We start from the raw sequence: 15774 nt of genomic DNA, 5'->3' as shown, positions 1-15774 counted from the left end.
AGGTCTCAGTGCCTGCTGAGCTGATTTCAGCGATAAAAAATAACAGAAGCCACAGATTAATCGCGAACTATGCGATTGATTTGTGGGAGCTCCTTAGACGTTAGGTCTCAGTGCCTGCTGAGCTGATTTCAGCAATAAAATAACCAAAGATTTAAAATAATACTTTCGAACCGTTCGTAGTTTCTCCAAATTGAAATCTTTTTGATGTATATTAGCAGTAACAATATTGATGGAGGACCAATAATGACCAATGATTATCAAAAACAACAGATTATTAAAAATTTAAAAGCAGTTCGTGGTCCTCTAATTGCATGGATGCTGATGGTTGGTTGTCTAGCGGCTTTTGTATTAGACACTATGCATGGTTCTCAACTGTCCTATAGAATTGCAATTGCGCGTCAAACAAGGAGCGTTGCACCACTATTTGCCATGTTTTCAATCGGCAGTGTAATGTTGTCAATTTGGTTTAGCCCGCGATTGTACATACATGCTAAGTGGATGGTGGTGGGACTACCACTTATTTTGACTTGGATATATTCGATTGTGCTTGTAAATGGGACGCCAGTCATTTACATCGGTACATACCCAGTCTTCATGGTTTATTTAATCATCATTTATGATCATCCACACAAAATTTTTACATGTATCACGTTTGTTTATTTTTTGGTATGGGGAGCGTATACAGCCATTGTTGGTTGGATGCAGGGCCTAATTGTGTTGTTGGCATTTGTATTTGTCATGGTTTTTGTCCTTTATTTTTGGCGTATTTATTACATTCAGTTGCGAGAACGGCAACATTTTGAAGATCTATATAACGAATTAAAGTTGGCATATGCCCAAGTAGAAGAATCTGCAGTTCATGCTGAACGTCAACGAGTTGCTAGAGAACTTCATGATACTTTGACTCAAGGGCTTGCCGGATTGGTAATGCAACTGGAGGCGGCGAATAGTTTTATGCATAAGGGACAAAATGATCGAGCTAAAGAAATAGTTGAAAAGGCAATTGATATTGCTCGTGATGCGCTTCGTGATTCCCGTACCACACTCACTGACTTGAGAAGTACCACGGAGGAAAGTCTCCCAGCTAGATTACAACTTGTGGCTGAGGCAATTGATAAAAATTATGGACTAAATGTTACCGTTCATGCTGATGAAGTACCAGATTATTCACCAAGTCAGTTAACTGAAATAACTCGAATTGTTTCTGAAGCACTAACGAACGTCGCAAAACATGCGCAAACAGATCAAGCCGTCATTAGAACATTCATTAGTGGTAATGTCTTTAAACTACAGGTGATTGATTATGGTAGCGGTTTTGATAACCACGATAGAAAAATTAAAAAAAAGGACCATTATGGGCTGACGGGATTGCAAGAGCGTGCTAAAAGTTTAAGTGGAGTAGTGACTGTTTTAAGTACTCCGGATGAAGGTACAACTGTAACGCTGACGATGGCAACCGATAGAAAGGATTTAGCATGATAAATATTGTAATTGTTGATGATCATGAAATACTCCGGACAGGGCTAGAATTAATTTTTGAAACCATTGAAGATATTAATGTAATTGCAACTGCGTCAGATGGTCAGGCTGGACTATCAATTATCAATGAATCAAAACCGGATTTAGTGTTAACGGATATTCGGATGCCCAAAATGGATGGTATCACGTTAATTAAGCAGTTACATCAAAATAATCCTAACTTGCCAGTTGTTGTGCTGACAACATTCGATGATCAAAAGCCGATTCAGGAGGCCTTGCGGTTGGGAGCACGAGGATTTTTATTAAAAGATGCTGATAAAGATACAATCGTCCAAGCTATTCGAGGTGCTATGAAGGGTGAAACATATATCGAGCCACGGATTGCTGGCAAGGCATTTGATGCTTTGCCAACTGATTCTGTAGCAGTTGATTTATCACCGCAGGAACATCAAATTCTAACTCAGGTTGCGCAAGGATTACACAGTAAAGAAATTGCCAGCAATATCAATGTTAGCGAGAGAACAGTCAAGTCTCATTTAACCAGCATTTATAATAAACTAGGAGTTTTTACTCGGGCTGAGGCAGTTGCAAAGGCTTTGAAATTGCATTTAATTGAGTTATAGGTGAGTGATTAAACTAATGTAAACGCTTGCTGTAAATCAGTTTCTTTGGGATAATTAGTTTCGGATAGAAAAGAATATCTCAAAGGGGAATTATATCGATGAAAAATATTATTTTAGACTGTGATCCGGGACATGACGACGCACTCGCCATGATGATTGCTGTTGCTTCTGATGATGTTAAATTATTGGCTGTGACAACTTCGGCCGGCAATCAAACACCTGACAAGACGTTAAACAATGCCATGAAGATATTAACGCTGATGAAACGTCAAGATATTCCGGTAGCCAGTGGCAATCAAACACCCCTTGTTAAGAAACTGGAAACAGCGGGCAATGTTCACGGCAAAAGTGGACTCGATGGTGCGGATCTGCCCGATCCTGACTTTAAGCCTCAAAAGATGACCGCAATTGAACTCATCGCCAAGACGTTACGGGAATCGGAAAGTCAGGTTACTTTGGTAGTCACTGGGCCAATGACAAATGCGGCACTATTTTTACGAGTTTATCCAGATTTGGCCAGACAAAAAATCAATCAGATCGTCTTTATGGGTGGAGCAATGGGACTGGGAAACTGGACGCCGTCTGTTGAATTTAATATTTTTGTTGATCCGGAAGCTGCAAATATTGTTTTGAACTTCGGCATTCCGACAGTGATGGCACCGTTAAATGTTACCCACAAAGCTCAAATACTAAAAAGTGAAATTGAACAGGTTAAAACAATTGATAATTCTGTTGGTAAGGCGTTTTATGGACTGCTCAGCTTTTTTGAAATTTACCATGAAAATCCTAAATGGGGATTCAAGGGAGCACCGTTGCATGATCCATGCACGATTGCTTGGTTGATCAATCCTAATATGTTTACTACAAAGTTGATGAATGTCGACGTTGAAACAAAGGGTGATCTTGTTCGTGGTGAAACCGTCTGTGATTACTACGATCTTACTGGGAAACCCCATAATACAGAAGTTTTGCTAGATTTGAATCGAGAGGCATTTATTGATCTCATTATGAAGTCACTGAATAAATTTAATTAAGTTAATTTTTAAACCTGACTCTGAAATTGGATATTGTCAATGCGAGAGAAGGATCACGGTATGAATAGTGTAATATCGTGATCCTTTGTTGAATTTTTTTAAATTGGAAGTGACTCCAATGATGATTGTAAAACTAGCTATCATAATAGTTGTGATGATTTTTGGCGTGTATAAACTTAATGAATATCGACATGATTTGACCAAGAGAACCAGACGTCAAATGTTGTCGATGTCCTTTATGATGTTGGCGTCAATTACACTACTATTTCATGGTATGGCTGCAATGATCGCTGGGTTGGTACTTATTTTGGCAGCAGATGCAGTTTTAATACACATGCCAGAGGATAATAGCAAAAAATGATTTACGTATTATTTTGCTTTAAAAATTCAAAAATCAGTTATAATATGTAAGCGGTTATTAATTTGAAATCGGGTGTTATGGATGGATAGTTTGGCAGATTTTTTTAAAAATATTAATGATGATGATCAACGAAAGCAACTTCATGATGTACTAGATTGGATTACTGAACGTTTTCCACATTTGCGACTGGCTTTAGTGAACGAATCACCAATGTTTACGGATCACAAAACAGATATTATCGAGTTTAATGCAACTGAAGGTGGTATCGTATTGATTTCAAAATCTAAAGGATTCGAACAATTCAAGGATGACATTAGTGCGGCCGGATACCTTAAAACAAAAGATTCTATTACTATTCCCTGGCAAAAGGAGATTGATTACGGATTATTAGACGAAATTATTGCTTGGCAAGTTCAAATGAACAGCAATACAGAATCATACTGGCGCTAACAAAATGAATTTATTCACCTCCGCCAATTTGGGTGTTGTATGATATGATTTATCAAACAACTAAGGGAGGATCATATGTTAGCAATTATCATTGGGTTGTCGATTGGTTTCGGTTTACCCATTCAAACAAGTATTAACTCGAGACTGAGAAAATCAGTTGGTTCACCATTTGTAGCATCAATGACCTCGTTTACTGTGGGAACCATTTTTTTAGCTATTATCACACTTTTTTCGATTCATACACTATTCTTTAAATGGTCAATAGTTACATCACAACCGTGGTGGTTGTGGTTGGGCGGGCTTCTAGGAGTTGTGTACTTAACCGGCAATATCTTGCTTTTTCCAAAATTGGGTAGTGTCCAAACAGTGATAATGCCTGTATTAGGTCAAATTATCGCTGGCCTTGTGATCGACAATTTTGGTTTGTTTTACTCACCTATTAGTCATTTAACAGGAATACGGTTAGCTGGTGCCTTGTTGGTATTATGTGGAGTAATTATAACCGTTGCCGGTAAGGGTTGGATAGATGCTCGTCATAATAAGATAGACAAGCAGACTGAAAATGATAATAAACAGTATGGTTTATGGCTGTGGCGAATTGCTGGGATTGTTACTGGTGTTTTAAGTGCAATGCAGACGGCAATTAATGGTCATTTGGGCACAGTATTGCATTCATCAGTGCATGCAGCATTTGTATCATTTTTGGTAGGTACTGTCTGTTTAATCATCATTGTTGCCATAATGAGATTGCCACTTAAAATCGATAAAACTAATTCAACCTCTAATCCGTGGTGGATGTGGATGGGTGGCATCATTGGCGCGTTATTTGTTCTAGGAAATGTCGTGATGGTACCGCTTGTTGGTACAGGATTGGCAGTGGTTATCGTGTTAGTTGGCTTGATGATTGGTAGTTTGTTGATTGATCAATTCGGTTGGTTGGAATCACCACGTAATCCGATAGCGGTGATTCAAATAATTGGTATTTTGATTATGATAATTGGAGTGGGCTTCATCAGAATCTTTTGATTTATGAGCTGAAGAGTTACAACTACAACACTCTAATTAATTAAAAGTTTTTATTTTAATTAAATTTCTGTATAATGATTACATAATTTAAATTAATACAGAAAGCAGGGATTAGGTTGAAGACTGATGATCCAGATAACATTTCGGAACTTTTGCACGAAATAGTTATGCGGGAAAACGAGTTCATCCATTCGCGACTTAGTGATGTTGGATTAAATGTTCAACAAGCTAGATTACTAAAGTATGTTGATGAGCATCCAGGAACGATCCAAAAAAACGTAGCATCGTTTTTAAATCGGCAAAATGCAACGGTAACCAACATGTTAAAATCACTTACAAGCCAGGATTATCTGGTTAGAAAAATCCCGGCGGATAATGAACGCCAAAAGCAATTATTCTTAAAGCCTAAGGGACATGCTGTTATTAAGACAATTAATCAAATATTTGCGGAACTTGAGACTACAGTAAAATCTGCTGTTGACGAAGATCGTAAAACTATTTTGACGGATAGTCTGGGTAAAATTAAAAATAAGCTCCAATAAAAATAGAGAAAAATAGGGACAAAAGTACCTATTGTATCTATAAACGGTACTAAAACAGACTAATTTAATTCTTTAATATATCTAGTCCAAACGTGCAATAAACGGCTACTTCCGGCCACATAAGCCTCCTAAGACCAAAATCCAAAATGCAGGATTTTAGTCTTAGGAGGCTTATATTTTGGGAGCAAAACGCCTTTTCCCCACTCTTTTTACATTAATTGTCTATTATGAAACTTTACTTGGGCTGAATAGATGAGGGAGGCGTTGCGGTTTGATTGATGATTTATTTTAAGTGGTTTAGGTGCTAGCTGATAGTTTTTGGTTTTAATAATGGAAATTGGTGCAGCTATATTACTGTTGTTTTTAATTCTAATTTCATAATTACCAGGATTAAGTTGCTGATGCAAAGTCAGCCTATCGGTTGTTTGCTTAAATTGGTAACGATGATGAGTGGTAACATCGAGCAACTCTGCTTGAATACCAGATGAAGCCTGGGTTGTAATTGTGAATTTCGAGGCTTGATGGTTTAAAACAACTGATTGGATGGCACTGTCATGACCTTGCAATAGAAACGGCTTAGCATGGTATTGCATTGATAGTTGACTCCCTTGCCGTGCAACAAATCTTGATTGTGCTTTGATGAAAGGCTGTCCTGAAACTATGCCAATCGCTATGGCACTTATGGCCACAATCGTGCCAGCTAATCGTTGTGTTCTTTTACCGATAATCGGTTTTTGAATTGCCGATGACTCCGAAGCAGAACTGGCAATAGTCATGAGCAGTAATGGCATGACAGCTTGGCCATATCTGCTTTCTGACTCCCAGATCAGAGTGTGAAATAGAAAATATCCAACTGCAAGAGTCAGTGTTAATAGTGCGACGGGATCATTGACAAGACCGCGACTTTTGATTAGTTTGAGACAACTAATAATTGCGCTGCCATAGATCATGATAAATCCGATTCTCATAATCAACGAACCTAAGACACTTAGCTGAGTTTGAATCTTTTGGTAAGCAGCCGGAGCACTAATGAACCCACCAGTGTAAGATTTTTGAATTTTACCAACGTCAAAGAAGGTTACTGCTTTTCCCAGCCATCTTGACAAAAGGCCGCGAACGCCTAATTTTTTAATTCTTTTCGGCAAAGCTTTTTTAATGTACTTAGACCTTGCTTGTTTAGTAGGTAACTGATTCATTTTCGCAATATCTTTGCCGACATAAGTACCATTGCTATGGGGATTATAGCTCATCCAAATCCAATTGGTCATTGGCATTTCATACTTTGATTCGGTTTGAAAATGAACGCTTGAATTAACTGCATTACTGATTGGGTGAGAAATGCCAAAACCGGCAAGAATAATTATGAATGGTAAGAGGAATTTCATTAAAAGGCTGCGGTTTGTGAATAACATAAATACCATTACTACGACAATGGCAATTGCTAGTAAAACAAAATTTGGCTTAATTAGTTCGGCCAAAATTGTCATTGCAAATAATGCTATACCACCAGCAATTTTTAATTTTCTCGAAAATGAAGTCCAGTCTGAAAGAATGATAAATGTCAAAAGGATAAATAATAGTGAAGGTAGATCTGAGTAGAAGACTTGCAGGTAATAGGTATACGCAAATGGACTAATAATAAAAAATATTAGTAGGAACATTGTGATATCTTGTCGATGCTTTTTAAAAAAAGTCCAGCATAATGTTATTCCAATAAAACTGTCTAAAAAGATAATTGAAAGAATGTGAATACTGATATTAGTAGTTAAATGAAATAAATTAGTTATTTTAAGCCATTGACCTAAGAAGACGCTTAAAAATACGTTATTTGGGTATCTCCAAAAATAAGTTGAATTGCTCCAGTTAAATTCATTATGGCTCAGTAATTCTGCCTGGTATAGCACACGAAATGGATCGTGATAAACGGTAGCAGGTAGGAATACAAGTACTAATATTTGGACAACCAGAATCACTATTAAGCCGCCTAAAATAGACGCTTTCATTTGTTTACTTGTTAAACTATTAAAAAAAGAAGATAAGTATGTCCGACTCAACCAAACAAAAATCGCTGCGGCGATCAAGACACAGGACTGCACAATATTGTTTTGTACAACTAGGTTACCAATCATTCCGATAAATAAACCGATAATTAAGATGATCGGTATTATATTTGCCAATTTTTTCATGAGACATCTCACTTCAATTTAGATTCGATGGTAAAGCGGGGACGATGTTTAACCTCCGTAGTAACTTTACCAATATATTCACCAATTACACCAAGACTAATCATTTGAAGACCACCAAGAATCCAGATAGAAATCATTAGCGATGACCATCCATGAACGGTTAGCCCCATCCATTTGGTTACTACGGAATAAATTAGCGCACAGACGCCAAGCATGCTGACAAGCAGTCCTAACATTAGAATTGCTCTAACTGGTGCAATGGTTAATGACGTGACGCCATCCCAGGCAAAAGCTAACATTTTTTTGAGTGGATACTTTGATTCACCAGCCATCCGCGGTGTTCGTTTGTAATATACTTTGGCCGTTTTGTACCCCAGCATTGGAATGACACCTCTGATAAACATGTTTCTCTCATGGTATTCGAGCAGGGTACTAATTGCTCGCTTGGTCATCATTCTGAAATCTGCGTGATTTTGTACCAACCGCACACCTAATACATTGAGTGTTTTGTAAAATAAGCCGGCAGAGTTCCGTTTAAACCATGTGTCAGTTTCTCGATTGTTACGGACACCGTAAACTATGTCTGCACCTTGTGTATATTCTTGAAACATTGTCGGGATTGAGTCCGGATCATCCTGTAAATCGGCATCGATTGTTACCACTAAATCAGCCGTTTTAATTGCCTCAGTCATACCTGCAATTAATGCATTCTGATGACCAAAGTTTTTGCTGAATTTAATGCCGGTAACTCGGCTGTTGCTTTGATTTTCCTGTTCAACTATTTCCCAAGTCTTATCCTTTGAACCATCATCAACTACAATGATATTTGAGCTTTCATCAATGTTTTGAGAATTAATTATTGAATCTTCAATTTTTAATAGGCGCTCTAATGATGAGTGAAGGACTTCTTCTTCGTTATACGCTGGAATGACAATTGTTAGTTTTTCCATATCTATTATTCTCCTTTCATATGATTTGCCAATAGCTTCGATCCAGCTAAATGTTTTTGAGCAAAAAAGTAGATGCCACGTGAAACTTCCCACCATGAAATTGCGAGAAGGGTACTGCCAATAACGTCAGTTGGAAAGTGGTCGCGCAGGTAAATTCTTGAAATTGCAATGACGACAAACCATAAAACATTCAATATTGAAACTAAAGCTTGCACTTCTTGATCATTAATCATTGGAACCATGATAAATAAAATGACCATGATTAAAATGGCGGTGCAGAATGTATGTCCGCTCGGGTAACTGAACCCTGTATCTTTAATCACTTGTAGTGTGGGACGAGGACGTTGAACGATGTTTTTAACGATTTCAGCGATCCCACTGCCGATAATTTGAGTAAATATGATCCATATTGCCATGGTGCGGTTTTTATTCAACCAAATTGCTAATGCAATAATGATGGTTAGCCCAATTGAAACGGCTGGACTACCAAAGAAGGAAAAGGTAGACATAAACATCGTATTGGTCGGATTAATGAAAGAAGAGAAAAATTGTTGAATTGAACTATCAAATGACTGCAGACTTGCTGCGTTTGATAAGATACCAGCGCTTAAAAGTGCAAAAGCGACTAGTGATCCAATACCAAAAATGAGCCAGGTCTTACTTTTACGCATCAGCTTTTTGCCCCTTTCTTTTATTAATGAGAGCCATAATTGCGACGGGGATCAATGAGACAAAGACGATTCCCAGCATAATTAATTCAAAGTGTGCCTTGACAACCGGGATGTTACCAAAGAAGTAACCAGATAAAATAGCAATGTTTACCCACGCAATACCACCAAGAATATTGAAAAAGACAAATTTGCGATACTGCATTTTGCTAATTCCAGCAGTGAATGGGATCAGTGTCCGGATCATTGGTACGAATCTGCCCAGAAAAATGGCGAGGCTGCCATGTCGTTTGAAAAACGCTTTAGCTTGTGCTAAGTGTTTAGGCTTGATCACCTTGTGCCACCTAGGGGTCGTCAGCTGTTTACCAAACCTTTGGCCAATTTCAAAATTTAAACTGTCACCGATAATAGCGGCCAGTGATAACAGAATAATTAGAATAATGCTATTCAGCGAATGGCTGCTCATCGCCGCAATTGATCCACACAAGAATAATAGCGAGTCTCCTGGTAGAAATGGAAAAACAACCAGTCCAGTTTCAATAAAAATCATTAAGAAGAGCCCGACATATATAAACACACCATATTGTCCAATTAGCACTGGCAACAAGTGGTGCATATTTAAAATTGAAACAATAAATGACGTAATCATAGGAAAACCTCTTTTCTAAAATAACCAATAAATGGTGTGTTTTTATTTCGATTTTCATACTATAAGAGAATCCTTCTTTAAAAAAGTAGCTTTGAATGATATTAAAATGATAAACTCTCATAATTCGGATTAATTACGACTAAATTGCTAGTATATCAACGATTAAACTGGCAAATTATCACAACTTAAACAAAATAAAAGATCGAAAAAAGTGAATTTTTCGATCTTTTCGGTCCAACTATTCAAATGTGATTGTAAAAATGCTGCCATGGGGATGGTTATCACTGACAGATAATTGAGCATGATTTAAAGATGATAGTTCGTTTGCAATTGATAGGCCAAGTCCTGTTCCTGCAATTGATCCTCTAACGTCATTAGATCTATAAAATCTGTCAAATATGTGGGGCTTGTCTTCATCATTAATACCGCGGCCTTCGTCAATTACACTAATTTGAGTTACGTCATTAATTCGATCTAGTTTTAGCGTGATGACACTATCATTAGGCGAATATTTGGCCGCGTTGCTTAGTAAACTTGTCACAATTTGTTCGATGCTTTCCTCGTTAGCAGTGATCCTAATATCTTTTTCAATCTGTCGATTAATCTTTTGTTTAATTGCTGCATTCAGACGATCACTGATGTTATTTAGTGACTGACTCAAGTCATAGTTGTCGAAATCGAGCGTCATTCTGTCTGCTCGGGACAGTGTTAATAGTTCGTCCACAAGTGATTGCATCTGATGTGATTCATCGTTGATGTATTCAATTGATTTGGGGATGATTTCGGGATGTTCTCGACCACGTCTTTGAATTAGCTGAGCATGGCTTCTAATTGTGGCAATTGGGGTTCGTAGTTCGTGTGCCGCATTTGAAACAAATAACTTTTCTTTTTCAGATTTTTTCTCTAATTCATCAAGCAAGCGATTAAAGCTAGTAGCTAAATTTGTAACTTCCGTTGGTTTATCGGGAACCGGAAGTGACAATTGACGATTTCCATCTTTTGAAATGGATTCTGCTGATTCAGTTAGATCCGACAGGGGGGATGTTAACCTACGTGTAATAACCCGAATGTAAATCGGACTGATAACAACAGTTAGCAACAGTATAACTATTAAAACTGCCACAATGCGAATTAACAACTCTAATTCATTATTAACTTTTGTCCATAATTGATAGTCAATGCCTCTTGAATGGCCAGTGCCATAGTAGTAAAAGCCGGCGTTAGAACGATAATATAAATTTTTAATCAGCGGTATTTCGGTCATTTTTTTACTGAGAAGCTTTTCAGTTCCCGGTGAGTAATAATTTTTTGTCTTGGCATCTTTACGCATATTATGCACGTGGACGTAGCTGGTACTGGTATCTAGTGTGTTATTAATCCGCCAATTGCGCCAGTCATGGTCGCCATCGATAACAGTGTTTTTGAGACTAGTAATAATTTTACTGGAATTATAATTACTAGTCTCAAGAAGTTCATGACCAACAGCAACAACTGTGGAGATACTAGCAACAAATATGATAATGGTGACCAGCAAAATAAAACTTCGTAGCATGATTGAAGCACTATTTTCTTTTCGTTGCTTGTTATTCATCATTATGATGCCTTTCTAGATTAGTCCAAAATATCCAGAGAATATCCAACGCCACGAATTGTATGGATTAGCTTCTTTTTTTCGGGGAAACGATCGATTTTATTACGCAGATATCGAATATATACATCAACAGTGTTAGGTTGACCATCAAAATCAACGCCCCAAACTGCATTCAGCAATTCATCACGGGTAAATGTTTTACCAGTGTCTTTAATTAGTTCCAATAATAATTTGAATTCTCGTTGAGTTAGCTGAATGTTGTGAGTACCACGTGTAACCAATCGCTTATCTGTATCGAGTTTCAAATCGTCTAGCTCATAGACCGATTCACTTTGTGAGCTCTTTAAATCTCTTGGCCGTCTTAACACAACCTGAATTCTTGCTAATAACTCCTCAATATCGAATGGTTTTGTGACATAGTCGTCAGCACCACCTAACAAACCGGCCACTTTATCACCTTTGTAGTCCCTGGCCGTTAACATGATGATGGGAACATCACTTTCTCGGCGGATTCGTCTTAACACTCCCAGACCGTCTAATTTGGGTAACATCCAGTCTAGGATAACCAGATCAACACTACTTTGGTTTTCATGGTATGTACTAACGGCTGATTCACCATCAAGAGCTGTTATCACTTCATATCCCTCGAAGCTAAACTCAGATGAAAGCGAGTCAACCAATCCAGCCTCATCTTCAACGAGCAAAATTGTTTGTGCCAATGTAAATCCTCCCAGTAAATTATTTCTCTTAACGGTAATTTTATCAAAGTTACTGATTAAATAGTGTCGCAACCAATAAAATTTGTTTTGTTTCATAATTTTTTTACTAGTTGAAATTAATCGAGTTTGATTTGTTTTCCTAGTTGGTATGCCTGACTAGGATAATTTGTCCGATTAACATCATTGACGCCTGAACAGCCACCAGCAAGTAACATACCTTGGTCGGTCCACTTCATGTATCTTGTAATAGAGTGGTAGTGCATTACTAAGGCATCAAAACTATCACCGTCACCATATGCAGTTGCTAGAAGCATCGCATATTTGTTCCCAATTAGGTTTTGATTGTTTTGATACATGCGGTCGATAACCGCTTTTAGTTGCGCAGTCATACCAAAGTAATAAAGTGGGGTAACCAGAACAACCATGTCTGCGTCATTTAACATTGTTAGAATTTGTCTGTCGGTTTCATTACCATTAGCGGTGTTGTTTTTTGCGTCAACGGTAAGTGGACTGATCGGGGTATCACCAGCATCAAATCTTGTAATTTCATTACCAGATTCTTGGGCGCCCATAATAAAATTATCTGCCAAAATTTCCGACGTACCCGGATGGTGAGAACTGCCAGTAATTACTAAAATTTTCATTTTTTCCTCCCAGTAACACGATTTATTTTAATGTTAACGTTGCAGTATGGTTTGGTCAATAAATTCAATGATGCCGTTAGATTTTGTTCTCAGCACATAGGGTCCTCAAGGCTAAAATCCTGAAATTAGAATTTTGGTTTTGAGGACCCCACGCGTCCGAAGCCAACCGTTTGTTGAACGTTAAGCTTATATAAGTTTTAAGCACTGTTTCATTACCATGGTGCGGTTGACGGTAAAATTTTAAGTACCGTAACCCTTATTTTTTTGACGAGTCTAACAAAGTATATTGCTGTGTTTCAATTAAAGTAATCGGTTGGTTTTCAATCAGTTTAACCTGGTTTGTCTCAATACTGATCTGCGTGGGACTATCAATGATTTGGGTGAGTTCTTCAATCGATTGTTGCACATTTTTTGCCATGATTCACACTCTCCTTTTGTTCAGTGGCTAGTGTCAAACAAAGTATTAAACTTCGAATAATAAATTCAAGCAAGACTACAACAGAGAATTTTGGCTACGAATTAATTTTAAAATAGAAGCATACAAACTACATTTGAAATTAATTAAATGCTAACACTTAATAGCGCTTACATCCATTGGTACGCATTGATTTATTTAAATTAAAATTCGGATGATTTATCTTAACCGTGTTAGTAAATTTTGTTTTATTTTAACGAGAGTAATAGAATGGTATTAATTTAAATTTTTTTAAAGCTTTTAAAGTTAGGTGAGAAATTTGCAAAAAAGCAGTCAACAACCGCACTCGCAAAGGCGCGGCATAGTCATGATGGCGGTCTTTATTGCTACATTTATGACATCAGTCGAAGTAACAATCGTGACAACTGCCTTGCCGTCAATTATTAGTGAATTGCACGGTATTTCATACCAAAGTTGGATTATGAGTGCGTACTTGTTAACAACGGCGGTAACAACTCCAGTTTATGGAAAAATGGCCGATTCAAGCGGTCGAAAAAGAGTATTCTTGTGGGGCGTATTTGCGTTTACGCTGGGATCTTTTATGAGCGGTATGTCTCCAAATATTTATGTTTTAATTGTTTCAAGAGCAATTCAAGGAATCGGTGCTGGGGCCGTCATGCCTCTAACATTTACAATTATTGCTGATTACTATAGTTTTCAAGATCGCGCAAGAGTAATGGCATATAACAACACGGCATGGGGGCTGTCAGCATTAATTGGACCGTTGTTAGGTGGCTTTTTAGTTGACCAGTTATCTTGGCATTGGGTGTTTTTTGTTAACGTACCATTGGGCATTATCGTTCTCGTATTATCATGGATTGGATATCACGAGTCACCAGTTGAACGTAAAAGGGTTAAGTTTGATTGGGTCGGAATCAGTCTGTTATCGTTGACGCTAGTATCACTGCTATTAGCAGTTCAGTCATTGGATTCTGCACCGGTTATCGCATTAGGATTGCTGATTTTAACTACTATCAGTCTGGTAGCATTAATCAAAGTCGAGAAACGTCCTAATATAAGCCCGTTAATATCACCTGAAATGTTTGAAAATCCATCATTTGGCGTACAAATTATTACTGCGGCTGTTTTAAGCGGTGTCCTAATTGCATATCAAGTTTATTTTCCAATGTGGCTTCAGTCAATATATCGGTTACACGCAACTGTGGCTGGGTTAGTCGTTAGTTCCAGTTCTATTATGTGGCTATTGGCTTCGTTTTTTGTTGGAACGGTGATTGCTAAATTTGTACCCAAATATGTCTCAATCTTTGTTTGTGTCATTTTGCTAATTGTGTATTCAGTACTCGTGTTTGCTGGTCTTAACTTCCCATCATGGGCCTTCTATATCATTGCAATGTTTAATGGTGGCTGTATCGGAGCGGTGATTAGTATGAATACAATTTTGAGTCAGCGCTTTGTCGATCAATCCTTGATTGCATCAGCTACATCGCTCTTGACACTTGGTAGAACCTTAGGGCAAACAATTATGACTGCAGTTTTTGGGGCAGTTTTGAACCTTGTCATTTCTGCTCAACGCGGTGCCATCAAAATGTCAGAGATCAATAATGCAATTAGTGCAAATGGGAATGCTAGTGGAATAAAAAAAGTGGCAATTGATACGATTATATTGCATGGCATGCATTCTATTTTTGCAGTAGTCGTGGTGCTACTAATTATTGTATTAATTACTAATATCTTCGATCCCAATAAAAAAATTGTCAGGTAGCATCATTTGAAAAGAGGTTTAATAATGGAAAATAAAACAGGTGAAATTATTTCGGAAAAGTTACTAGCCCAAAGTCCAATATTTACCGTTTATGATCGGCAAGTTAAATCTAGTTTTGATGGTGTGGTGGTTCACCGCCAGGTTGTCGACCATGGTAACTCAATTGCAGTCCTGCCATTTGAACGAATAAATGATGATTATAAACTATACTTAAGTGAAGAATTTCGTGCTGGTATGAACACGACAACTAAGGGAATTGTTGCCGGGATGGTAAACGGTGATGAAGCACCTGATCATGCTGCTAAGCGTGAATTGAGAGAAGAAATGGGATTACTTTTAAATAGTTCAAGTGATCTCGTCCTTGTTGACCGAATAAATACCTCAGAAGGATTTACAAACGAGCAGACGTACATTTATCTTGTTGAATTAACGACCAATAATCACAATTTTACAGATAAACGAGATTTTGACAAAGATGAAGATGTTGGTAAATGGGAATATATTGCATCTACTTTGGAGCTAAACAAACTTCCATCTGTGTTAGATATTCATAGTGCACAAGGTGTGGTTGCATTACAGGGATTGTTCATCTATTTGAATAGCTAAAAAATTGGTTTGTGAAAAAATATTTCCTGTCTACAAATAGCATTAACA

At 37.6% G+C, this 15774-nt stretch carries 17 protein-coding genes; 9 read left to right on the top strand and 8 right to left on the bottom strand.

The window, feature by feature from the left end; all coding sequences use genetic code 11:
- Positions 1–243: 243 nt before the first annotated feature.
- The 7 genes from FD16_RS03660 to FD16_RS03630 all read left to right on the top strand — a co-directional run bounded on the left by FD16_RS03660 (position 244) and on the right by FD16_RS03630 (position 5515).
- Positions 244–1479, top strand: a complete 1236-nt coding sequence (locus FD16_RS03660; RefSeq protein WP_056938525.1) for a sensor histidine kinase — start codon at positions 244–246, stop codon at positions 1477–1479.
- Positions 1476–2102: a response regulator transcription factor gene (locus FD16_RS03655; protein WP_010621883.1), complete on the top strand. Its 627-nt coding sequence runs from the start codon at positions 1476–1478 to the stop codon at positions 2100–2102. Before FD16_RS03660 ends, FD16_RS03655 begins: the two co-directional genes overlap by 4 nt.
- A gap of 98 nt (positions 2103–2200) precedes the next feature.
- Complete coding sequence (gene rihA / locus FD16_RS03650; RefSeq protein WP_056938524.1) at positions 2201–3136, top strand: pyrimidine-specific ribonucleoside hydrolase RihA; 936 nt, start codon at positions 2201–2203, stop codon at positions 3134–3136.
- A gap of 118 nt (positions 3137–3254) precedes the next feature.
- Positions 3255–3497: a hypothetical protein gene (locus FD16_RS03645; RefSeq protein ID WP_010621884.1), complete on the top strand. Its 243-nt coding sequence runs from the start codon at positions 3255–3257 to the stop codon at positions 3495–3497.
- 90 nt (positions 3498–3587) lie between these two features.
- Positions 3588–3947, top strand: a complete 360-nt coding sequence (locus tag FD16_RS03640; RefSeq protein WP_155804341.1) for a hypothetical protein — start codon at positions 3588–3590, stop codon at positions 3945–3947.
- Between the two features lie 75 nt (positions 3948–4022).
- On the top strand, positions 4023–4973 hold the full coding sequence (locus FD16_RS03635; RefSeq protein WP_056938523.1) for a DMT family transporter: 951 nt from the start codon (positions 4023–4025) through the stop codon (positions 4971–4973).
- Positions 4974–5089: 116 nt separating this feature from the next.
- Positions 5090–5515, top strand: a complete 426-nt coding sequence (locus FD16_RS03630) for a MarR family winged helix-turn-helix transcriptional regulator (protein ID WP_010621886.1) — start codon at positions 5090–5092, stop codon at positions 5513–5515.
- Positions 5516–5724: 209 nt separating this feature from the next.
- Here FD16_RS03630 and FD16_RS03625 read toward each other — a convergent pair whose 3' ends face one another.
- The 8 genes from FD16_RS03625 to FD16_RS12720 all read right to left on the bottom strand — a co-directional run bounded on the left by FD16_RS03625 (position 5725) and on the right by FD16_RS12720 (position 13340).
- Positions 5725–7701 (bottom strand): hypothetical protein, encoded by a 1977-nt coding sequence (locus FD16_RS03625; RefSeq protein ID WP_010621887.1) that lies wholly within the window; start codon positions 7699–7701, stop codon positions 5725–5727.
- Positions 7702–7709: 8 nt separating this feature from the next.
- A complete protein-coding gene (locus tag FD16_RS03620; protein ID WP_010621888.1) occupies positions 7710–8651 on the bottom strand; it encodes a glycosyltransferase family 2 protein in 942 nt (313 codons plus the stop codon).
- Between the two features lie 5 nt (positions 8652–8656).
- The gene (locus tag FD16_RS03615) at positions 8657–9322 is read right to left on the bottom strand and encodes a phosphatase PAP2 family protein (RefSeq protein WP_010621889.1); all 666 of its coding nucleotides are present in this window, start codon (positions 9320–9322) and stop codon (positions 8657–8659) included.
- The gene (locus FD16_RS03610) at positions 9315–9968 is read right to left on the bottom strand and encodes a VTT domain-containing protein (protein ID WP_010621890.1); all 654 of its coding nucleotides are present in this window, start codon (positions 9966–9968) and stop codon (positions 9315–9317) included. Before FD16_RS03610 ends, FD16_RS03615 begins: the two co-directional genes overlap by 8 nt.
- A gap of 238 nt (positions 9969–10206) precedes the next feature.
- Positions 10207–11562, bottom strand: coding sequence for a sensor histidine kinase (locus tag FD16_RS03605; protein WP_010621891.1), 1356 nt, complete (start codon positions 11560–11562; stop codon positions 10207–10209).
- Between the two features lie 17 nt (positions 11563–11579).
- Entirely contained in the window at positions 11580–12278 is a 699-nt protein-coding gene (locus tag FD16_RS03600; RefSeq protein ID WP_010621892.1) for a response regulator transcription factor, read from the bottom strand.
- Between the two features lie 116 nt (positions 12279–12394).
- On the bottom strand, positions 12395–12922 hold the full coding sequence (locus FD16_RS03595) for a flavodoxin family protein (protein WP_010621893.1): 528 nt from the start codon (positions 12920–12922) through the stop codon (positions 12395–12397).
- 256 nt (positions 12923–13178) lie between these two features.
- A complete protein-coding gene (locus tag FD16_RS12720) occupies positions 13179–13340 on the bottom strand; it encodes a hypothetical protein (RefSeq protein WP_155804342.1) in 162 nt (53 codons plus the stop codon).
- Between the two features lie 364 nt (positions 13341–13704).
- On the opposite strand from FD16_RS12720, the gene FD16_RS03590 reads away from it, so the two are divergent.
- Together FD16_RS03590 and FD16_RS03585 are read left to right on the top strand one after the other, a co-directional pair.
- Positions 13705–15120 carry an MFS transporter gene (locus FD16_RS03590; protein WP_010621894.1) on the top strand — a complete coding sequence of 472 codons (1416 nt, stop codon included), beginning with the start codon at positions 13705–13707 and terminating at the stop codon, positions 15118–15120.
- 24 nt (positions 15121–15144) lie between these two features.
- Positions 15145–15726 carry an NUDIX hydrolase gene (locus FD16_RS03585; protein WP_010621895.1) on the top strand — a complete coding sequence of 194 codons (582 nt, stop codon included), beginning with the start codon at positions 15145–15147 and terminating at the stop codon, positions 15724–15726.
- The last annotated feature ends 48 nt before the right edge of the window (positions 15727–15774 follow it).

It is taken from the genome of Paucilactobacillus suebicus DSM 5007 = KCTC 3549 (assembly GCF_001434475.1).
GTDB classification, from domain to species: domain Bacteria; phylum Bacillota; class Bacilli; order Lactobacillales; family Lactobacillaceae; genus Paucilactobacillus; species Paucilactobacillus suebicus.
This window is presented reverse-complemented; position numbering and strand designations above follow the sequence as displayed.